The sequence below is a fragment of the Pseudomonas sp. G11 genome, assembly GCF_029457515.1.
GTDB classification, from domain to species: domain Bacteria; phylum Pseudomonadota; class Gammaproteobacteria; order Pseudomonadales; family Pseudomonadaceae; genus Aquipseudomonas; species Aquipseudomonas gorinensis.
In genome coordinates this window covers 1,339,454-1,357,186 of sequence record NZ_CP120377.1, presented here as the reverse complement: position 1 = coordinate 1,357,186, position 17,733 = coordinate 1,339,454, and the positions used below count along the sequence as shown (strand labels likewise).

General features: G+C 59.9%; 22 protein-coding genes and 1 pseudogene. 7 read left to right on the top strand and 16 right to left on the bottom strand.

Features of this window, described 5'->3' with window-relative positions:
* The first annotated feature begins 49 nt into the window (after positions 1 to 49).
* On the top strand, positions 50 to 1,213 hold the full coding sequence (locus P2T68_RS06160; protein WP_172831337.1) for a 1-acyl-sn-glycerol-3-phosphate acyltransferase: 1,164 nt from the start codon (positions 50 to 52) through the stop codon (positions 1,211 to 1,213).
* Between the two features lie 60 nt (positions 1,214 to 1,273).
* On the opposite strand, the gene P2T68_RS06155 is transcribed toward P2T68_RS06160, so the two are convergent.
* Positions 1,274 to 1,531, bottom strand: coding sequence for a hypothetical protein (locus tag P2T68_RS06155; RefSeq protein WP_024073492.1), 258 nt, complete (start codon positions 1,529 to 1,531; stop codon positions 1,274 to 1,276).
* Between the two features lie 182 nt (positions 1,532 to 1,713).
* Between P2T68_RS06155 and P2T68_RS06150 the strand changes: the two genes are divergently transcribed.
* Positions 1,714 to 1,923 (top strand): hypothetical protein, encoded by a 210-nt coding sequence (locus P2T68_RS06150; RefSeq protein WP_024073491.1) that lies wholly within the window; start codon positions 1,714 to 1,716, stop codon positions 1,921 to 1,923.
* Between the two features lie 56 nt (positions 1,924 to 1,979).
* Here P2T68_RS06150 and P2T68_RS06145 read toward each other — a convergent pair whose 3' ends face one another.
* Positions 1,980 to 2,564 (bottom strand): YajG family lipoprotein, encoded by a 585-nt coding sequence (locus P2T68_RS06145; RefSeq protein WP_024073490.1) that lies wholly within the window; start codon positions 2,562 to 2,564, stop codon positions 1,980 to 1,982.
* 193 nt (positions 2,565 to 2,757) lie between these two features.
* On the opposite strand from P2T68_RS06145, the gene P2T68_RS06140 reads away from it, so the two are divergent.
* The 3 genes and pseudogenes from P2T68_RS06140 to P2T68_RS06130 form a co-directional block, all read left to right on the top strand.
* Positions 2,758 to 2,991, top strand: a complete 234-nt coding sequence (locus P2T68_RS06140; RefSeq protein ID WP_069075272.1) for a hypothetical protein — start codon at positions 2,758 to 2,760, stop codon at positions 2,989 to 2,991.
* Positions 2,992 to 3,718: 727 nt separating this feature from the next.
* The gene (gene mqo / locus P2T68_RS06135; protein WP_024073488.1) at positions 3,719 to 5,227 is read left to right on the top strand and encodes a malate dehydrogenase (quinone); all 1,509 of its coding nucleotides are present in this window, start codon (positions 3,719 to 3,721) and stop codon (positions 5,225 to 5,227) included.
* Positions 5,224 to 5,337, top strand: a pseudogene (locus P2T68_RS06130) (outer membrane lipoprotein carrier protein LolA); the annotation flags it as partial. The gene mqo and the pseudogene P2T68_RS06130, both read left to right, overlap by 4 nt.
* A 60-nt stretch (positions 5,338 to 5,397) precedes the next feature.
* On the opposite strand, the gene P2T68_RS06125 reads toward P2T68_RS06130, so the two are convergent.
* From P2T68_RS06125 to P2T68_RS06110, 4 genes are all read right to left on the bottom strand, one after another.
* On the bottom strand, positions 5,398 to 5,685 hold the full coding sequence (locus P2T68_RS06125; protein WP_017845962.1) for a PA4642 family protein: 288 nt from the start codon (positions 5,683 to 5,685) through the stop codon (positions 5,398 to 5,400).
* Positions 5,686 to 5,972: 287 nt separating this feature from the next.
* Positions 5,973 to 6,458: a hypothetical protein gene (locus P2T68_RS06120; protein WP_024073486.1), complete on the bottom strand. Its 486-nt coding sequence runs from the start codon at positions 6,456 to 6,458 to the stop codon at positions 5,973 to 5,975.
* 35 nt (positions 6,459 to 6,493) lie between these two features.
* Positions 6,494 to 6,961, bottom strand: coding sequence for a WbuC family cupin fold metalloprotein (locus P2T68_RS06115; protein ID WP_024073485.1), 468 nt, complete (start codon positions 6,959 to 6,961; stop codon positions 6,494 to 6,496).
* Positions 6,962 to 6,964: 3 nt separating this feature from the next.
* The gene (locus P2T68_RS06110; RefSeq protein WP_024073484.1) at positions 6,965 to 7,522 is read right to left on the bottom strand and encodes a hypoxanthine-guanine phosphoribosyltransferase; all 558 of its coding nucleotides are present in this window, start codon (positions 7,520 to 7,522) and stop codon (positions 6,965 to 6,967) included.
* A gap of 164 nt (positions 7,523 to 7,686) precedes the next feature.
* On the opposite strand from P2T68_RS06110, the gene upp reads away from it, so the two are divergent.
* Positions 7,687 to 8,325 carry a uracil phosphoribosyltransferase gene (upp, locus tag P2T68_RS06105; protein ID WP_024073483.1) on the top strand — a complete coding sequence of 213 codons (639 nt, stop codon included), beginning with the start codon at positions 7,687 to 7,689 and terminating at the stop codon, positions 8,323 to 8,325.
* A 2-nt stretch (positions 8,326 to 8,327) separates the two neighbouring features.
* Positions 8,328 to 9,602, top strand: coding sequence for a uracil-xanthine permease family protein (locus P2T68_RS06100; RefSeq protein ID WP_024073482.1), 1,275 nt, complete (start codon positions 8,328 to 8,330; stop codon positions 9,600 to 9,602).
* Positions 9,603 to 9,731: 129 nt separating this feature from the next.
* On the opposite strand, the gene hisC is transcribed toward P2T68_RS06100, so the two are convergent.
* The 10 genes from hisC to P2T68_RS06050 form a co-directional block, all read right to left on the bottom strand.
* Positions 9,732 to 10,784 (bottom strand): histidinol-phosphate transaminase, encoded by a 1,053-nt coding sequence (gene hisC, locus P2T68_RS06095; RefSeq protein ID WP_024073481.1) that lies wholly within the window; start codon positions 10,782 to 10,784, stop codon positions 9,732 to 9,734.
* A gap of 1 nt (position 10,785) precedes the next feature.
* Positions 10,786 to 12,111: a histidinol dehydrogenase gene (gene hisD, locus P2T68_RS06090; protein WP_024073480.1), complete on the bottom strand. Its 1,326-nt coding sequence runs from the start codon at positions 12,109 to 12,111 to the stop codon at positions 10,786 to 10,788.
* A 127-nt stretch (positions 12,112 to 12,238) separates the two neighbouring features.
* Positions 12,239 to 12,874: an ATP phosphoribosyltransferase gene (hisG, locus tag P2T68_RS06085; RefSeq protein WP_003188599.1), complete on the bottom strand. Its 636-nt coding sequence runs from the start codon at positions 12,872 to 12,874 to the stop codon at positions 12,239 to 12,241.
* Between the two features lie 181 nt (positions 12,875 to 13,055).
* On the bottom strand, positions 13,056 to 14,321 hold the full coding sequence (murA, locus tag P2T68_RS06080) for a UDP-N-acetylglucosamine 1-carboxyvinyltransferase (protein WP_024073479.1): 1,266 nt from the start codon (positions 14,319 to 14,321) through the stop codon (positions 13,056 to 13,058).
* A 23-nt stretch (positions 14,322 to 14,344) separates the two neighbouring features.
* Positions 14,345 to 14,584, bottom strand: a complete 240-nt coding sequence (locus P2T68_RS06075) for a BolA family protein (RefSeq protein ID WP_024073478.1) — start codon at positions 14,582 to 14,584, stop codon at positions 14,345 to 14,347.
* A gap of 104 nt (positions 14,585 to 14,688) precedes the next feature.
* Entirely contained in the window at positions 14,689 to 14,994 is a 306-nt protein-coding gene (locus tag P2T68_RS06070) for an STAS domain-containing protein (RefSeq protein ID WP_102625286.1), read from the bottom strand.
* The gene (locus P2T68_RS06065) at positions 14,991 to 15,638 is read right to left on the bottom strand and encodes an ABC transporter substrate-binding protein (RefSeq protein ID WP_041161099.1); all 648 of its coding nucleotides are present in this window, start codon (positions 15,636 to 15,638) and stop codon (positions 14,991 to 14,993) included. Before P2T68_RS06065 ends, P2T68_RS06070 begins: the two co-directional genes overlap by 4 nt.
* 11 nt (positions 15,639 to 15,649) lie before the next feature.
* Positions 15,650 to 16,117: an outer membrane lipid asymmetry maintenance protein MlaD gene (mlaD, locus tag P2T68_RS06060; protein WP_017845975.1), complete on the bottom strand. Its 468-nt coding sequence runs from the start codon at positions 16,115 to 16,117 to the stop codon at positions 15,650 to 15,652.
* Positions 16,117 to 16,914 (bottom strand): lipid asymmetry maintenance ABC transporter permease subunit MlaE, encoded by a 798-nt coding sequence (mlaE, locus tag P2T68_RS06055; RefSeq protein WP_024073475.1) that lies wholly within the window; start codon positions 16,912 to 16,914, stop codon positions 16,117 to 16,119. The genes mlaD and mlaE overlap by 1 nt, the downstream gene beginning before the upstream one ends.
* The gene (locus tag P2T68_RS06050) at positions 16,914 to 17,723 is read right to left on the bottom strand and encodes an ATP-binding cassette domain-containing protein (RefSeq protein ID WP_024073474.1); all 810 of its coding nucleotides are present in this window, start codon (positions 17,721 to 17,723) and stop codon (positions 16,914 to 16,916) included. The genes mlaE and P2T68_RS06050 overlap by 1 nt, the downstream gene beginning before the upstream one ends.
* Positions 17,724 to 17,733 lie beyond the last annotated feature (10 nt).

Here is a 17,733-nt window from a genome sequence, read left to right as displayed (position 1 = left end):
CCCTGGTATTTCCTCTACTTACCCTAGCCGTTTCTAACAAGAGAGCATGATGGGCGAATTCGATACCATCCGACCTTACAACGACAGCGAAGTCCCGGCAGTACTGGACCGGCTGTTCAGTGACAAGGCCTTTCTGGACATCCTGACCCACTTCCGCTTCCCGCGCTTTGCCGGCGCCCTGGGCTGGCTGCTCAAGCCGATGATCGCCCGCAAGCTGCGCCGCGAATTCGCCGGTGTGACCACCGTGGCCACGCTGCAGGACAAAGTCGAGTACTACGTCGACCACACCATTGACCGGGCGACCGACGGCGTGACCTACACCGGCGTCGAGCAACTCAAGTCGGGCACCGCCTACGTATTCCTGGCCAACCACCGCGATATCGTGATGGACCCGGCCTTCGTCAACTACGCCGTGTACCACGCCGGCCTGCCGACACCGCGCATCGCCATCGGCGACAACCTGCTGCAAAAGCCATTTGTCAGCGACCTGATGCGCTTGAACAAGAGCTTTATCGTGCACCGCTCGATCACTGGGCGAAAAGAAAAAATGGCGGCCTATCAGCTGCTGTCGGCGTACATCAACCATTCGATCCGCAACGACTGCCAGTCGATCTGGATCGCCCAGGCCGAAGGCCGCGCCAAGGATGGGGATGACCGCACCGAATCGGCGATCCTGAAGATGTTCCACGTCAGCCGCAAGGACGAGCCGTTTGCCGAGGTGATCCAGTCGTTGAACCTGACGCCGGTGTCGATCAGCTACGAATACGACCCCTGCGATGCTGCCAAGGCCCGCGAACTGTACATCCGCGCCACCACCGGCACCTACTGCAAGGCGCCGGGCGAGGACGATGTGAGCATTGCGCTGGGCATCACCGGCTACAAGGGTCGTGTGCATGTGAACTTCGCGGCGCCGATCACCGAGCGTTTCGAAGATACCAAGCTGCTCGCGGCGGAAATGGACCGGCAGATCCTCGGGGGCTATCGCTTGTTCCCGGTGCACTACCTGGCGTACGCCCAGTGGAGCGACGCCGACCCACAATTGCAGGTGCCCACGGCGGCAGATGTCTTCCCGGCGGACGAACTGGCCAAGGCAAAAGCCGAGTGGGAACGGCGCTTGAATGAATGCCCGGCCGAGCACCGGCCGTTCCTGGTGGTGCAATATGCAACGCCCGTTCGCAACCAGTACCGCGTTAAAGCCGGAATCCCCCTGTAAACACCGAAACCAAAAGGTGGGATGGGGCAAGCCCCCTCCCACTGGTGTTTTGTGGTGTTTTTACAGGTGGGTGCTGAGCCAGGACATGGCCAGCGACAGTCCCAGGCAGGCAAAGCCAATGCGATAGGCCAGGCGATGCGCCCGTTCGGTGCGCACATCCAGAAACAGCATCGGTTGGTCGATTGCGCGCTCTTCGCTCTGCGCAGCCAGGTCGGCCATCGCACGCTGCTCGCGAAAGCGGGTAATGAACAGCAGCACTGCACCCGGGCAGGCCACTAATAAGGCAACAGCATTGATCAGCAGTGCGGGCAGTGCCATCACACACCTCGGTGAATCAGTATTCTGGTATCCATTCAGATACAAACCTGAAGGATAGTCACCTCCTGCGCCGTCCAACTCCTTCCTCCATTGACGGCTAATGTATCCAGTAATTTACGGCGTCACCTGAACGTCACCTTAACAGGCCACTCTGTTGCCCTTCGAACGCTCGGGAGCTTGTCATGTTGCACGCGCAGAACCAGGATCGGCTGTATCTGATCGCCCAAAGCGATGAGCAGGAGGCGCTGGTCGACGGCCTGGCATTCAACGTCCAGGACCGCCACTGGCTGGTGTATTGCGCCCTTGGCGGGCATCAACATGCAGACTTGCCGGAGGCTGATTTGCTGACGGGGGTGAGCCTGCTGGACTTTTGTATCGACACCGCAGCCTGAAACCGAAGGCATAAAAAAACCGGGCCCAGCGATGGGCCCGGTTTTTTATTGAGCGGTTATTGCGAGCTGAGCAAGGAGCCGATGCTTGGGTCCTTGAACAGACGGGTCAGGGCGTCGCTGAGCACATCGCTGACCAGCTTGGTATTGGTCTCCTGGTTCGGCGCCATGCCAAAGCGCTGATTGAGGGACGCACCATAACGGCCGCTGTAGCGACGGGTGCCGGCAGTGACGTCAGACTTGAACGTCGCGCCAATAGAGGCTTCGGTCACATACAGGCCGTCCTTGGGCGACTGGTACTTCAGCTCGGCCAGGGTGATGGTCAACTGAGGGGCGCCCGGCGAATTGGCCGGGGTAAAACCCAGCAGGCGCACGGCGGCTTCGGCCTGGGCTTGCAGCTTGGGCAGCACGTCGGCAGCGTTCACCGACACCAGTGCGGTCTCCGGGTACAAGCCGCCACGGGAGCCCAGGGTGGGTGATGGACGACCGTCCACTACACGCACCGACACCGGCTGGCCGTGCCCCACGGGCGCCAACTGCGTGGTGATTATCGGCTGCGGGCTGAGTTGTTGCGGGCTGTTGGCGCAGCCAACCAGGGTCAAACTGGTCACAGTGATCAAACCGAACAACAGGCGTTGCAACATGCTCTTCTCTCCAGAAATCGAGTACCGACAGCGCGGCAGTATAGCGGGCGGCCATTGCCGGGAACTAGCGCCAGTTACAACCTATGACCCGCTGGCGATGTAGCGGTTCGGTGTCACAGATATGTCACCGCTGATACACGAGTGCGTCATCGTGGGCGCGCATGCTTGGTTTCAATCCAAGGAGGTCGATCCCATGCATTTTCTCTGGTCACTGTTCTCTCGCAAGCCCGCCCTTCGCCAGTTCGCCCTGCTCGATGCCCAAGGCCGCTGCCAGGCCTTCAAAGAGTGCAGCCTGCCGCCGGTCGGCGAAGGTTGGGTGGAAATCGACGAAATTCGCTTGAGCTGGATGCACCACCCCTTGCCAGCGCGCGCGCGCATCAGCCAGCGCCCTGCGCAGGCGCCAAGTCACCAGCCGTTGGCCGCCTGACCGAACACCTAATAAAAGTCATAAAACACGCCCATTTCCTTAGCGTTCTTCGCTACAATCTCCCCCCGATTATAAGGACGTCTCCTGATCGGGCCTCGCAGCATCGTTAATGCCTCGGTATTAACCCCCAAAAATCGCCCACAGAGAGCCGCCCACACAGATCGAGTGAAGCTGGCGCGCTTGCTGTTTTCCTTGCAAACCACCCTTCTTTACCGAATCTGCCAGAGCTGCCATTGCGCTCGGCCACTTGAGTTGTTTGCCCGTTTTGCCGCATGTCGGCAGAGGTGTCGCGGGCCAGGTGCCAGACTGGGCAGCCCTTTTTTGAGGTTCACGTCTTCAAAAGAGCGTGAAAAAACGGGTTTTCACAACTTCACAAGAGTGTGGCGAGCAAATGAATAGTTTGGCGTTTGTACAAGCACCATCAGCGTCTGGAACAGCCCAACCACACAGGAACGAGCACGCCTCAAAAACGCTGGCTTGATCCTGTCCGCTACGGATTGGTTGCACGAATCGCACGCTTTGACCATAAGTCGAATTGCCACAGGCGCCCATGAATGCGTTCATAGGCAGATTAGCCCGGCAGGAAGCGTGCGCTGAAGTTGCAAAGAATTGCGAATCGGACATGGCGATCCTGGCCATGGGTAACCTGGGGCAACACGTGAACCGCCCCGTCACTCCTGGCAGCCATGCCGTCAATTTGGTGCTGCAGATTTTGGAGACGCGTTAAATGGCGCATAACGAAGCAGTCGACGTAGTACTGGTAGGGGCCGGCATCATGAGTGCCACCCTGGCCGTACTGCTCAAAGAGCTCGACCCCGGCCTCAAGCTGGAAGTCGTTGAGCTGATGGATTCGGGTGCCGCGGAAAGTTCCAACCCGTGGAACAACGCCGGTACCGGTCATGCTGGCCTGTGTGAGCTCAACTACACCCCCCAGGCCGCCGATGGTTCCATCGACATCAAGAAAGCCGTGCACATCAACACCCAGTTCGAGGTGTCGAAGCAGTTCTGGGCGTACCTGACCAAAAAAGGCACCTTTGGCTCGTCCAAGTCCTTTATCAGCCCGGTGCCGCACCTGAGCTTCGTTCAGGGCGAAAAAGGCGTGTCTTTCCTCAAGAAGCGCTTTGAAACCCTCAGCCAGCACCACGCGTTCTCGGATATGCACTACACCGAAGACCGCAGCGAGATGGCCGAGTGGATGCCGCTGATGATGCCAGGCCGCCCGCTGGACGAAAAAATCGCGGCAACCCGTGTCGTGAACGGCACCGACGTCAACTTCGGCGCCCTCACCAACCAACTGCTCAGCCACCTGACCAGCTCGGCGGACGCCCAGGTCAAGTACTGCAAGCGCGTGACCGGCCTCAAGCGCAACGGCGCGGGCTGGACTGTGAGCATCAAGGACGTCAACAGCGGCAACAGCCGTGATGTGGACGCCAAGTTCGTGTTCCTCGGCGCCGGTGGTGCGGCCCTGCCCCTGCTGCAAGCCTCGGGTATCGAAGAGAGCAAAGGTTTTGGCGGCTTCCCGGTCAGCGGGCAGTGGCTGCGTTGCGACAACCCGGAAGTGGTCAAGCACCACCAGGCCAAGGTCTACAGCCAGGCCGCGGTGGGTTCGCCACCGATGTCCGTGCCGCACCTGGACACCCGCGTGGTCGATGGCAAGAAGTCCCTGCTGTTCGGGCCTTACGCCGGCTTTACCACCAAGTTCCTCAAGCATGGCTCGTTCCTCGACCTGCCGCTGTCCGTGCGCGCCGGCAACATCGGGCCGATGCTGGCCGTGGCACGGGACAACATGGACCTCACCAAGTACCTGGTCAGCGAAGTGATGCAGTCCATGGAGCAGCGCCTTGAATCCCTGCGCCGCTTCTACCCGGAAGCCAAAGCCGAGGACTGGCGCCTGGAAGTGGCCGGCCAACGCGTGCAGATCATCAAGAAAGATCCGAAGAAAGGCGGCGTGCTGCAATTCGGCACCGAACTGGTTGCAGCCAAGGACGGTTCGTTGGCGGCGCTTTTGGGTGCTTCTCCTGGCGCATCGGTAACGGTGTCGATCATGCTGGAACTGATCGAGCGCTGCTTCCCGGAAAAAACTGCCGGCGAATGGGCCACCAAGCTGCATGAGATCTTCCCGGCCCGGGAAAAAGTGTTGGAAACCGATGCTGAGCTGTATCGCAAGATCAATGCGCAGAACAACATCAGCCTGGAGCTTGTAGAGCAAAGCAACGAGGCTGAAAGCTACGCTTGATCACCCCTGTAGGAGCGAGCTTGCTCGCGAAAATCGTCAACGATAATGCGGGGCACCTGATTGAACGGGGTGCCCTTGCGTTCTTCGCGAGCAAGCTCGCTCCTACAGTTAAAAGCAAAACGCCCCGCTCTCAGGCTGAGAGCGGGGCGTTTTTTTATGCCTCGCAAGCGTCAGCCGCGGGCGTTGTCTATCAGTTCGATGTACTCGGCGGCGTTGCGCTGGTCCTTGATCAGGTCGACAAAGGTCTGGCCATGCTCGTCCTTGCCGTCCAGGTCCAGGCCAGCAGCCTTGAAAAAGCCCAGGAAGCGTTCGAAATCGTCGATACGCAGGCCACGATAGGCCTTGATCAGTTTGTGCAGGGACGGTGAAGTCGCGTCAACTGGCTCGAAGTCCAGGAACAACTTGATTTGATCGTCGCCGATTTCGTCGCCAATCACCTGTTTCTTATCTTTACGCATTACCGACTCCAGCCTGCAGACATTTACACGGGGCTTGAAGTCTACCTGCGAGGCGCGGGCTTCGAAAGCGCTGAAGAACCAATGTGGTGGCCGTGGATCAGCCACAGATGCATCAACTGACACACCCTCATCGGGGGCAAGCCCCCTCCCACATTTTTAATCGAGTACACCAGTCCAACTCCCGTTGCTCCAAGACCGCAAAAGCCAACTGAGGCCTACCTGATGAATGCAGATCAAACTGTGGGAGGGGGCTTGCCCCCTCCCACATTGGTTCTTCAGTGTTTTTGCTATTTGGTACGAACAGCCCCGGTATGCAAATCCGCCCAGATATGCCCATTGGCGTAACTGAGGAACTGCACATATACCGTGTCATTGCGCAGCAAGTCGACAATCACTCGGTACTGGGTCACCGGGTACGACAGGGTCAAGGTTTTACTCTTGTCATCGTATGCCGGCTTTTTCAGGCTTTTGCTTTCGGCATCGAAATTGAGGACCACCTGGGCGATGGTCGCGCCCTTGTTCAAGGACTTGCCCTTGAGTCGAATCATCAACGGAGAGGTCACCGGAATCGGCTGCTGGGTGGATTGACGCTGGTTACCCACCACCACTGCATATTCGGTAATTTGCAGCAGTTGCTGCTGGTCAGGCGCTTCGGCGCGCAAGGCCAGGTCGTCCGGCGGCAGGAATTGACTGTGCATCGGCGCAGGCGCGGCGGCCAGGGGCAGGCTCAAGGTCAGCGCCAGGGCGGCGCAGGTGCGTATCAACAGGCTCATGGGCCGCTCCGCAGAAGATGGCCCAGCACTGTAGCTCAATCGAAGTGGGCAAGCATCCAGCGTTGATACTGCGCCACATCGGCATCGCCTTCGCGGGGCGCCCAGTCAGCCAGTTCACCCTCACCAACCGGCCTATAGGGCCCGGCCTTGCACTCGAACATCACGGTATCGGGCTCCAGCACCACCAAGCCATGGAACACACCCGGTGGCAGATCCACTCCCGAACACTCACCGCCCGCCTGCATCACACGCTGGGCAAGCACCTCGCCGGCCTCGCTGAACACCAACAAGCCCAGGCGCCCCTTGAGCACGAGCAGCGTTTCAGCCTTGTCCGCGCTCAGGTGACGGTGAGGGGGTACATACGTATCGGGTTGCAGGCCCACCGCCAGGCGATGGCACGGCTCTTCCATCTGATGGAAGTTATGGTGGTGCCGGCCACGGGAACTGGCGGCCGCTTTCTCGGCCAACTCGGCAAACAACGTCTGGTCAAGAAAGCGAGTCATGCCTTACATCCCTTTGACGGCGTAAATCCCATTGGCATTGCGCCAGTAACCTTTGTAGTCCATGCCGTAACCGAAGATGTAGCGATCGATACACGGCAGACCGACGAAATCGGCTTTCAACTCAGGACGCGCCTTGCGGTCGTGATCTTTGTCGATCAGCACGGCGGTGTGTACTTTGCGCGCGCCGGCATGTTTGCAGAAGTCGATGATCGCGCCCAGGGTGTGCCCTTCATCAAGGATGTCGTCGATGATCAGCACGTCGCGGTCGATGAACGAGACTTCCGGCTTGGCTTTCCAGAACAGATCGCCACCGCTGGTTTCGTTGCGGTAACGGGTGGCGTGCAGATAGGACGCTTCCAACGGGAATTGCAGATGAGTCAGCAATTTACCGGCAAAGATCAGGCCCCCATTCATCACGCAGAAGACCACCGGGTTGGTATCGGCCATCTCGCGAGTGATGTGTGCGCCGACCCGGGCGATCGCTTCTTCGACTTGCGCTTCGGTGTACAGGCAGTCAGCCTCGCGCATGATTTGACGGATATGCTCGAGATCAGCGGACATGGCGCTCTCCAAGGGGGTGCTGTGGCAAGAAAAGCGGGCAAAGGTACGCATGTGAGGCGCAACGTTCAAGCCTTAATGGACTAACGTACTAGATGTCTATAGGACAACACCCTCGGATAGATTAATCTAGGCCGGTTTTTTTGCCCGCCGCCGGAGCCTTTCCCATGCCCACTCGCGAGATCCGCCATCCGCTGATCCGACACAAGCTCGGCCTTATGCGCCGCGCCGACATTAGCACGAAGAACTTCCGTGAGCTTGCTCAGGAAGTCGGAGCGTTGCTCACTTACGAAGCCACCAAGGATTTACCCCTGGAAAGCTACGAGATCCCCGGTTGGGCGGGTCCCGTCCAGGTCGAGAAAATCGCCGGTAAGAAAATCACCGTGGTACCGATCCTGCGGGCCGGTATCGGCATGCTCGAAGGTGTGCTCAGCCTGATCCCGGGCGCCAAAGTCAGCGCCGTGGGCGTGGCCCGCAATGAAGAAACCCTGCAGGCGCACACGTACCTGGAAAAACTCGTACCGGAAATCAACGAGCGACTGGCGATGATCATCGACCCGATGCTCGCCACCGGCAGTTCCATGGTCGCCACCATCGACCTGCTGAAAAAGGCCGGTTGCAAGGACATTCGCGCGATGGTGCTGGTGGCCGCGCCGGAAGGCATCGCCGCTGTCGAGAAGGCCCACCCGGACGTGCAGATCTACACGGCCTCCATCGATGAACGCCTGAACGAACACGGCTACATCATCCCGGGCCTGGGCGATGCCGGCGACAAGATCTTCGGTACCAAGCAGAAGGACGCGTGAGCATGCAGGATGAATTCAACGACCCGCTTTGGCGCCAGATCCTGTCTGGCGCACAGATGCTCTTCGTGGCATTTGGCGCGCTGGTGTTGATGCCGCTGATTACAGGTCTTGATCCAAACGTCGCGTTGTTCACCGCCGGCCTGGGCACGCTGCTGTTCCAGCTGGTGACCGGGCGGCAGGTGCCGGTTTTCCTGGCGTCGAGCTTTGCCTTCATTACCCCGATCATTCTCGCCAAGCAGCAGTTCGGCCTGGCGGCGACCATGGGCGGGGTGATGGCGGCCGGTTTCGTTTACACCTTCCTTGGCGCTGCGGTAAAGATCAAGGGCACCGGCTTCATCGACCGGTTGCTGCCGCCGGTCGTGATCGGCCCGGTGATCATCTCCATCGGCCTGGCCATGGCGCCGATTGCCGCGAATATGGCGATGGGTAAATCCGGCGACGGTGCCGAGTTGATCCATTACCAGACGGCGATGCTGATCTCGATGCCAGCGTTGCTGACCACGCTGATCGTGGCGGTGTTCGGCAAAGGCATATTCCGCCTGGTGCCGATCATCTCCGGCGTGCTGGTGGGCTTTGCCATGTCATTCTATTTTGGCGTGGTCGACACGGCGAAGATCGCCGCCGCACCGTGGTTCGCCCTGCCCCACTTCACCGCGCCGGAGTTCAACTGGCAGGCGATCCTGTTTATCGTCCCGGTAGCCCTGGCTCCGGCGATCGAACATATCGGCGGCGTGATCGCGGTGGGCAGCGTGACGGGGCGCGACTACCTGAAAAAACCGGGCCTGCACCGCACCTTGCTGGGCGACGGCATCGCCACCACGGCCGCTGGCCTGTTTGGCGGCCCGCCGAACACCACCTACGCCGAAGTGACGGGCGCGGTGATGCTGACCAAGAACTACAACCCGAAGATCATGACCTGGGCTGCCATCTTTGCCATCAGCCTGGCGTTTATCGGTAAGTTCGGCGCACTGCTGCAGAGCATCCCGGTGCCGGTGATGGGCGGGATTCTATGCCTGTTGTTTGGCTCGATTGCCGCAGTGGGCATGAACACGCTGATCCGCCACAAGATCGACCTGGGGGAGGCGCGCAATCTGGTGATTGTGTCGGTGACCCTGGTGTTCGGGATTGGCGGTGTGCTGGTGGGTACCGGCACGGGGCCGGACGACTTCGGCCTGAAGGGCATTGCCTTGTGTGCGGTGGTCGCGATTGGTCTGAACCTGCTGCTGCCGGGCAATGATGGCTGGAAGAACAAAAAGCCTGACGAACCGCTGCTCTAACTGCCAACGCAAAACCAAATGTGGGAGGGGGCTTGCCCCCGATGGCGGTGTATCAGTCACACATGTAGCGACTGACACACTGCTATCGGGGGCAAGCCCCCTCCCACATTTTTACATCTTCAGTGTGGCTTAGAGCTCACCCAAGCCATCAATCAGCGCCTGGTTCTGTTCCGGCGTACCGATGCTGATCCGCAGGAACTGGGCAATCCTCTCCTGCTTAAAGTGCCGCACGATAACCCCTTGCTCACGCAGCTTGGCTGCCAGGCCCGCTGCGTCGTGCTGAGGGTGGCGGGCGAAGATGAAATTCGCAGCCGATGGCAATACTTCAAAGCCCTTGCCTTCCAATTGCGCGACTAGCTTGTTACGGCTGTCGATCACCAACTGGCAAGTCTTCTCGAAATACTCACGGTCCTCGAACGCCGCCGCCGCGCCAACGATCGCCAGGCGATCGAGCGGGTAGGAGTTGAAGCTGTTCTTGACCCGCTCCAGCGCCTCGATCAGGTCCGGGTGCCCCACCGCCAGGCCCACGCGCAAACCAGCCAGTGAGCGCGATTTGGACAGGGTCTGGGTCACCAGCAGATTCGGGTAACGGTCGACCAGGCTGATCGCCGTTTCGCCACCAAAGTCGATATAGGCTTCATCAACCACCACCACCGAATCCGGGCTGGCCTTGAGGATCTGCTCCACCGCCTCCAGCGCCAGCACACAGCCAGTCGGCGCGTTCGGGTTGGGGAAGATGATCCCGCCGTTGGGCTTGGCGTAGTCCGCAACGCGAATCTGGAACTGCTCATCCAGCGGCACCGGGTCGGACTTGATGCCATAGAGGCCGCAGTACACCGGATAGAAGCTGTAGCTGATATCCGGGAACAGCAGCGGCAAGTCGTGCTGGAACAGGCCGTGGAAGATGTGCGCAAGGACTTCATCGGAACCGTTGCCGAGGAACACTTTGCCGGCGTCGACCCCGTAGTACTTGGCCACGGCCTGCTTGAGCAGGTCGCTGTTGGGGTCCGGGTACAGGCGCAGGTTGTCGTTCAACTCGGCCTGCATGGCCGCCAGCGCCTTGGGCGATGGGCCATAGGGGTTTTCATTGGTGTTGAGCTTGACCAGCTTGGTCAGCTTCGGCTGCTCACCGGGTACGTAAGGCACGAGGTCCTTGACGAAGGGGCTCCAGAATTTGCTCATCTCAATTACCTTTCTTGTCGTCAAGGATGCGGTATTCAGCGCTGCGGGCGTGGGCGCTCAGGGATTCACCACGGGCCAGCACCGAAGCGGTCTTGCCCAACTCGGAAGCACCTTGTGGCGAGCAGAAGATGATCGACGAACGCTTCTGGAAGTCATACACCCCCAGCGGCGACGAGAAGCGCGCGGTGCCGGAGGTCGGCAATACGTGGTTGGGACCCGCGCAGTAGTCACCCAGGGCTTCGCTGGTGTGGCGGCCCATGAAGATCGCACCCGCATGGCGAATCGACGGCAGCCAAGCTTGTGGGTCGGCCACGGACAGCTCCAGGTGTTCCGGTGCGATACGGTTGGCCACTTCGATGGCCTGCTCCATGTCACGCACCAGGATCAGCGCACCACGGCCATTGATCGACTTCTCGATAATGTCGGCGCGGTCCATGGTCGGCAGCAGCTTATTGATGCTGGCCGCAACCTTGTCGAGGAACTCGGCATCGGGACTGACCAGGATCGCCTGGGCATCTTCGTCGTGCTCAGCCTGGGAGAACAGGTCCATGGCGATCCAGTCCGGGTCAGTCTGGCCGTCACACACCACGAGGATTTCCGAAGGCCCGGCGATCATGTCGATACCGACCTGGCCAAACACATGGCGCTTGGCGGTGGCGACGTAGATGTTGCCGGGGCCGACCACTTTGTCGACCTTCGGTACGCTTTCGGTGCCATAGGCCAGGGCCGCGACAGCCTGGGCGCCGCCGATGGTGAACACGCGGTCGACGCCGGCGATACAAGCCGCTGCCAGTACCAGCTCGTTGATTTCACCACGCGGGGTCGGCACCACCATGACCACTTCGGTCACGCCCGCCACCTTGGCCGGGATCGCGTTCATCAGCACCGACGACGGGTACGAGGCTTTACCGCCTGGCACGTACAAACCGGCGCGGTCCAGTGGCGTGACCTTCTGGCCCAGCACGGTGCCATCGGCTTCGGTGTAGCTCCAGGAGTCCTGCTTCTGTTTTTCGTGGTAGCTGCGCACTCGGGTCGCAGCGACTTCGAGGGCTTCGCGCTGCGGCGCGGTGATGCGCGTCAGGGCCAGCTCCAGGCGTTCGCGAGGCAGGATCAGGTCTGCCATGGACTTGACGTCCAGGCCATCGAACTGGCGGGTGAAATCCACCAGCGCTGCATCACCGCGCTCGCGCACGGCCTTGATGATGTCGAGCACCCGCTGGTTGACCGAGTCGTCGGACACGCTTTCCCAGCTCAGCAGATGATCCAGATGATGGGCGAAATCCGGGTCGGCAGCGTTGAGTCGGGCAATTGCAGTGGACGTGGTCATAGCGAGGGCCTCAATAGAATTGGCAAAAACTCAGGCGCCCTAAACTACCGTTCGCTCCGCTTGGGCACCTGAGAATTCTGGCTATGAGGCGGATAGACGGGCGCAGCTTTTAAGCTACGCGGGTGAGTCAACCGCGGTGTCGAGACTCCACTGCCTTGCGCAGGGTGTCGATCAACGCCTGGATACGGGCGTGCTGCATTTTCATGGAAGCCTTGTTGACGATCAGCCGGGAGCTGATGTCGGCAATGAAATCCTGGGGCTCCAGGCCGTTGGCACGCAAGGTGTTGCCGGTGTCGACTACGTCGATGATCTTGTCGGCCAGGCCAATCAGCGGTGCCAGCTCCATCGAGCCGTAGAGCTTGATGATGTCGACCTGACGGCCTTGTTCGGCGTAGTAGCGCTTGGCGACGTTGACGAACTTGGTGGCCACGCGCAGGCGACCTTTAGGCTCGACATCACCGACACGGCCAGCGGTCATCAGCTTGCACAGGGCAATGCGCAGGTCCAGCGGCTCGTAAAGGCCCTGGCCGCCGTATTCCATCAGCACGTCCTTACCGGCGACACCGAGGTCGGCCGCGCCATGCTCAACGTACGTCGGCACGTCGGTAGCCCGTACGATCAAAAGGCGAACGTCATCCTGGGTCGTAGGGATGATCAGCTTGCGGCTCTTGTCCGGATTCTCGGTCGGCACGATGCCCGCTTCAGCCAGAAGCGGCAAGGTGTCGTCAAGGATGCGGCCCTTGGACAGTGCGATGGTCAACATGGGAAATGTCAGTCCTTCATCAGGCTATTGCTGTCCGGTCGCAAACGGCGCCAGACACAGATCGAGGCCATGACAGCCTCGACTTGAAATCGTATTCAGCAGGGACAAACTCAGTTAACCGCAAAACATCTTACTGTGGCGAGCGGGCTCGCCACAGTGGATGTTTTCGCAGCTACTGGGACTAGCCCGGTACGCGGCGGATTTTCGCGCCGAGCATCTGCAGTTTTTCTTCGATGCATTCGTAACCACGGTCGATGTGGTAGATGCGGTCGATCAGGGTGTCTCCTTCGGCGATCAGCGCCGAGATCACCAGGCTGGCCGAAGCGCGCAGGTCGGTGGCCATGACTGGCGCGCCCTTGAGCTTCTCGGTGCCGGTAACGATGGCCGTGTTGCCTTCGACCTGGATCTTCGCGCCCATGCGGTGCAGTTCGTACACGTGCATGAAGCGGTTTTCGAAGATGGTCTCGATCACTGCACCCGTGCCTTCGGCAATCGCGTTCAAGGAGATGAACTGCGCCTGCATGTCGGTTGGGAACGCCGGGTACGGAGCAGTACGCACGTTGACGGCTTTTGGCCGCTTGCCGTGCATGTTCAGCTCGATCCAGTCTTCACCGGTGGTGATTTCGGCACCGGCTTCGCGCAGTTTCTCCAGGACCGCTTCCAGGATGGTCGGATCGGTGTCCTTGACCTTGACGCGACCACCGGTGACGGCAGCAGCAACCAGGTAGGTACCGGTCTCGATGCGGTCCGGCATCACTTTGTAGGTGGCAGGGTGCAGGCGCTTCACACCGTCGATGGTGATGGTGTCGGTGCCGGCGCCGGTGATGTTGGCCCCCATGGCGATCAGGAAGTTGGCCAGGTCGACCACTTCAGGCTCGCGAGCGGCGTTTTGCAGCACACTGCGACCGTTGGCCAGGGCAGCGGCCATCATGATGTTCTCGGTACCGGTCACGCTGACGGTATCAAAGAAGAAGTTGGCGCCACGCAGGCCGCCTTCCGGCGCCTTGGCCTTGATGTAGCCACCCTCGACGTCGATGGTTGCGCCCATGGCTTCAAGGCCACGGATGTGCAGGTCCACCGGACGCGAGCCAATGGCGCAACCGCCAGGCAATGCGACTTCGGCTTCGCCGAAACGGGCAACCATCGGGCCCAGCACCAGGATCGACGCACGCATGGTTTTCACCAGTTCGTACGGGGCGATCAGGGTCTTGATGGTGCGCGGGTCGATTTCGACGGACAGCTTCTCGTCGATTACCGGCTCAATACCCATGCGACCAAACAGCTCGATCATGGTGGTGATGTCGTGCAGGTGCGGCAGGTTGGCTACGGTTACGGGGCCATCGCACAGCAGGGTCGCGGCCAGGATCGGCAAGGCAGAGTTTTTCGCACCGGAAATACGAATCTCGCCATCAAGGCGGGCACCGCCGGTAATAATCAATTTATCCATAAGAATCTCGACGCCTTGGGGGCTCAGGTGCGCTCGGCCCAGGCCGCGCGGCTGAAAAATTTCATAGTGACCGCGTGGATGCTGCCATCGGTGATCCACGGGTTCAAATGGGCATAGATCTGCTGCTGACGCTTGACCGGGCTGAGTGCCGCCAGTTCATCGCTAATCACGTTCAGCTGGAAGTTGCAGCCTTCGCCTTCAACTTCTACTTTCGTTTCCGGCAGCTTTCCTTCAAGGAAGCTCTTAACTTCTAGGGCCTGCATGCTCAACCTCTATCGGCGCCCAGTGCGCACGGGTCGCACATCATACAAAAAAGCCCCGCGCCTGCGAACCCCGCATAGCAGGACTCTGACGGGGGGCTTCTTTATTAAGGATGCGCCAACAGTTCGGTCAGACCGGAAACTTCGGCAATTTCACGCATGTCGTCGGGCAGCGCACGGATACTGACCGTTTTTTTCGCCGCCTCGGCATCACGTATAAAGCACAGCAGCAGCGATAAACCGACGCTGCTGGACTTGGTTACCGCCGAGCAGTCCAGCACCAGCGCAGGCGCGGTGCTCGCGTTGATCAGCGCCTGGCCCTGCTTGCGCAGGTCAGGCCCGGAGCGATAATCCAGCACGCCGCTGAGGAACAGCTCGCCGGCTTCGCCGATACGAACAGCCGACTCGGTCATTGCGCGGGTTTCCCGGCTGCTTTATCGGTTTCTTCCTTGGCCTTGGCCACTTCACCGGCCCAACCATTGATGGTCTTGTCCAGGTCGTTGCCATTGCGCTGCATCGCGTCAGCGAACTGGTCGCGGAACAGCTTGCCAATGTTGATACCGTTGATGATCACGTTGCGCAGTTTCCACTCACCGTTGACCTTCTCCAGCGTGTACTGCACAGGGTAGATCGCACCGTTGCTGCCTTTGACGGTCATGCCAACGCTGGTGCGGTCACCCGACTCATCCTTGGCCGGATCGACAGTGATCCCCTGGTTGTTGTACTCCAGCAGGGCGTTGCCATAGAACTGGAACAGACCCTTCTTGAAGTTTTCCTGGAACGTCTGCATCTGCGCAGGCGTGGCCTTGCGCGAGTACTTGACCGTCATGATGCTGCGCGAAATGCCTTCGGCATCGACGACAGGGCCGACAATGGTATTGAGCGCGTCGTAGAACTTACTCGGGTCTTGCTTGTACTGCTCTTTATTGGCAGTCAGGTCAGCCAGCATTTTGCTGGTGGTGTCCTGCACCAGTTCGTGCGCAGAACCTGCCGCGTTAGCCATCAGCGGCAGCGCCGCAAGCAGTACCAGCAGGCCACGTCGCAAGGTAGAGATCATGAACAGGTTCCTCATTTGGCGTCTTTATTGACCGTATTGAGCAGGAATTTACCGATCAGGTCCTCAAGTACCAGCGACGACTGCGTGTCGTGGATGGTCGAGCCATCCTTGAGCAGGGCTGTTTCCCCGCCCACGCTGATACCGATGTACTTCTCGCCCAGCAGACCCGCAGTGAGGATAGATGCAGTGGAGTCAGTCGGCAGATTATCGACCTTCTTGTCCAGTTGCATGGTCACTCGCCCGGTGAAGCTGTCGCGGTCCAGATCGATTGCCGTGACCTTGCCGATAGTCACACCGGCCATGGTCACCTTAGCTCTGACAGTCAAACCGGCGATATTGTCGAAGTACGCGTAAAGTTTATAAGTATCGGCGGTAGGGCTGGCCGAAAGGCCACTGACTCGCAGGGCGAGCAACAGTAAAGCCAGGATGCCAGCCAGCAAGAAAAGGCCGACACCGATTTCCACAGTGCGGTTTTGCATCAGAAATCTCCAAACATCAAGGCGGTCAAAATGAAGTCAAGGCCCAGTACCGCCAGCGAGGCGTACACAACGGTCTTGGTGGTGGCACGACTGATCCCTTCTGAAGTGGGCTCACAGTCATAGCCTTGGAATACGGCGATCCAGGTCACGACAAAGGCGAAGACGATGCTCTTTATGATGCCGTTGAGCACGTCGCCGCTGAAGGTCACGCTGTTTTGCATATTGGCCCAGTAGGAGCCTTCGTAGACCCCCAGCCAATCCACCGCCACCCACGAACCGCCCCAGATACCCACCACACTGAAAATCATCGCCAGCAGCGGCAGGGAAATGAAGCCGGCCCACAGGCGCGGGGCAACAATGTACTTGAGCGGGTCCACGCCGATCATTTCCAGGCTGGACAACTGCTCGGTGGACTTCATGTTGCCGATTTCAGCGGTCAGCGCGGAACCGGCGCGCCCGGCGAACAGCAAGGCAGTCACCACCGGCCCCAGCTCGCGCAGCAGCGTCAGGGCGACCATCTGCCCGACCGCCTGCTCCGAGCCGTAGCTGGATAGGATGTTGAAGCCCTGCAACGCAAGCACCATGCCGATAAAGACCCCGGAGACCACGATGATCACCAGGGACATCACGCCGACGGAGTGCAGTTGCTTGATCAGCAAGCCAAAGCCGCCGCCGATGCCACCGCGGCCCAGCAAGGCATGGAACAGGAAAATGGTCGAACGCCCCAGCACTTCGATGATGTCGATGCCGGAGCGGCCGAAAAGGCGAACCCTTTCGATAAGTGATGTCTTGCGCATCAGCGCTTCCCCAGAAGATCTGCGCGGTAGTCCGCTGCCGGAAAATGAAAAGGCACCGGGCCATCAGGATCGCCGGTCATGAATTGGCGGATACGCGGGTTGTCAGCGTTCATCAGCTCTTCAGGCGTGCCCTGCCCCAGCACCTGACCATCGCCGACGACATACAGGTAATCGGCAATGCTCGCGGTTTCTGCAAGGTCGTGGGACACCACGATACTGGTGATCCCCAGCGCATCGTTGAGCAGGCGGATCAGGCGTACCAGCACGCCCATGGCGATCGGGTCCTGGCCAACGAAGGGCTCGTCGTACATGAGGATCTGCGGGTCAAGGGCGATGGCGCGCGCCAGGGCGACACGACGTTTCATGCCACCGGACAACTCGTCAGGCATCAGGTCGATGGCACCGCGAAGGCCCACGGCCTGCAGTTTCAGCAACACGATGTCACGAATCATTTCATCGGACAGCTGGGTATGCACTCGCAGCGGAAACGCCACGTTCTCGAAAACATCCAGGTCAGTGAACAGCGCACCACTCTGGAACAGCACACCCATGTGCTTGCGTGCGTCAAACAGCTCGCTACGCGACAGCGTCGGCAGGTTCTGGCCATTGACCCACACTTCGCCGGCATTGGGGCGCAGTTGCATGCCCATCAGCCGCAACAGGGTGGTCTTGCCGCAACCGGAAGGCCCCATGATGCCCGTGACCTTGCCACGGGGAATGCGAATATCGACGTTATTGAAGATGCTGCGCGTCCCGCGCTTGAAGGTAAGGCCCTTCAGCTCGACCGCGTAGGCGTTATCGGCACTCATCTAAACTCCT

Coding starts and splice junctions, on each gene's coding strand:
- P2T68_RS06160 (WP_172831337.1), top strand. CDS start 50: ATGGGCGAATTCGATACCATCCGACCTTACAACGACAGCGAAGTCCCG.
- P2T68_RS06155 (WP_024073492.1), bottom strand. CDS start 1,531: ATGGCACTGCCCGCACTGCTGATCAATGCTGTTGCCTTATTAGTGGCC.
- P2T68_RS06150 (WP_024073491.1), top strand. CDS start 1,714: ATGTTGCACGCGCAGAACCAGGATCGGCTGTATCTGATCGCCCAAAGC.
- P2T68_RS06145 (WP_024073490.1), bottom strand. CDS start 2,564: ATGTTGCAACGCCTGTTGTTCGGTTTGATCACTGTGACCAGTTTGACC.
- P2T68_RS06140 (WP_069075272.1), top strand. CDS start 2,758: ATGCATTTTCTCTGGTCACTGTTCTCTCGCAAGCCCGCCCTTCGCCAG.
- mqo (WP_024073488.1), top strand. CDS start 3,719: ATGGCGCATAACGAAGCAGTCGACGTAGTACTGGTAGGGGCCGGCATC.
- P2T68_RS06125 (WP_017845962.1), bottom strand. CDS start 5,685: ATGCGTAAAGATAAGAAACAGGTGATTGGCGACGAAATCGGCGACGAT.
- P2T68_RS06120 (WP_024073486.1), bottom strand. CDS start 6,458: ATGAGCCTGTTGATACGCACCTGCGCCGCCCTGGCGCTGACCTTGAGC.
- P2T68_RS06115 (WP_024073485.1), bottom strand. CDS start 6,961: ATGACTCGCTTTCTTGACCAGACGTTGTTTGCCGAGTTGGCCGAGAAA.
- P2T68_RS06110 (WP_024073484.1), bottom strand. CDS start 7,522: ATGTCCGCTGATCTCGAGCATATCCGTCAAATCATGCGCGAGGCTGAC.
- upp (WP_024073483.1), top strand. CDS start 7,687: ATGCCCACTCGCGAGATCCGCCATCCGCTGATCCGACACAAGCTCGGC.
- P2T68_RS06100 (WP_024073482.1), top strand. CDS start 8,328: ATGCAGGATGAATTCAACGACCCGCTTTGGCGCCAGATCCTGTCTGGC.
- hisC (WP_024073481.1), bottom strand. CDS start 10,784: ATGAGCAAATTCTGGAGCCCCTTCGTCAAGGACCTCGTGCCTTACGTA.
- hisD (WP_024073480.1), bottom strand. CDS start 12,111: ATGACCACGTCCACTGCAATTGCCCGACTCAACGCTGCCGACCCGGAT.
- hisG (WP_003188599.1), bottom strand. CDS start 12,874: ATGTTGACCATCGCACTGTCCAAGGGCCGCATCCTTGACGACACCTTG.
- murA (WP_024073479.1), bottom strand. CDS start 14,321: ATGGATAAATTGATTATTACCGGCGGTGCCCGCCTTGATGGCGAGATT.
- P2T68_RS06075 (WP_024073478.1), bottom strand. CDS start 14,584: ATGCAGGCCCTAGAAGTTAAGAGCTTCCTTGAAGGAAAGCTGCCGGAA.
- P2T68_RS06070 (WP_102625286.1), bottom strand. CDS start 14,994: ATGACCGAGTCGGCTGTTCGTATCGGCGAAGCCGGCGAGCTGTTCCTC.
- P2T68_RS06065 (WP_041161099.1), bottom strand. CDS start 15,638: ATGATCTCTACCTTGCGACGTGGCCTGCTGGTACTGCTTGCGGCGCTG.
- mlaD (WP_017845975.1), bottom strand. CDS start 16,117: ATGCAAAACCGCACTGTGGAAATCGGTGTCGGCCTTTTCTTGCTGGCT.
- mlaE (WP_024073475.1), bottom strand. CDS start 16,914: ATGCGCAAGACATCACTTATCGAAAGGGTTCGCCTTTTCGGCCGCTCC.
- P2T68_RS06050 (WP_024073474.1), bottom strand. CDS start 17,723: ATGAGTGCCGATAACGCCTACGCGGTCGAGCTGAAGGGCCTTACCTTC.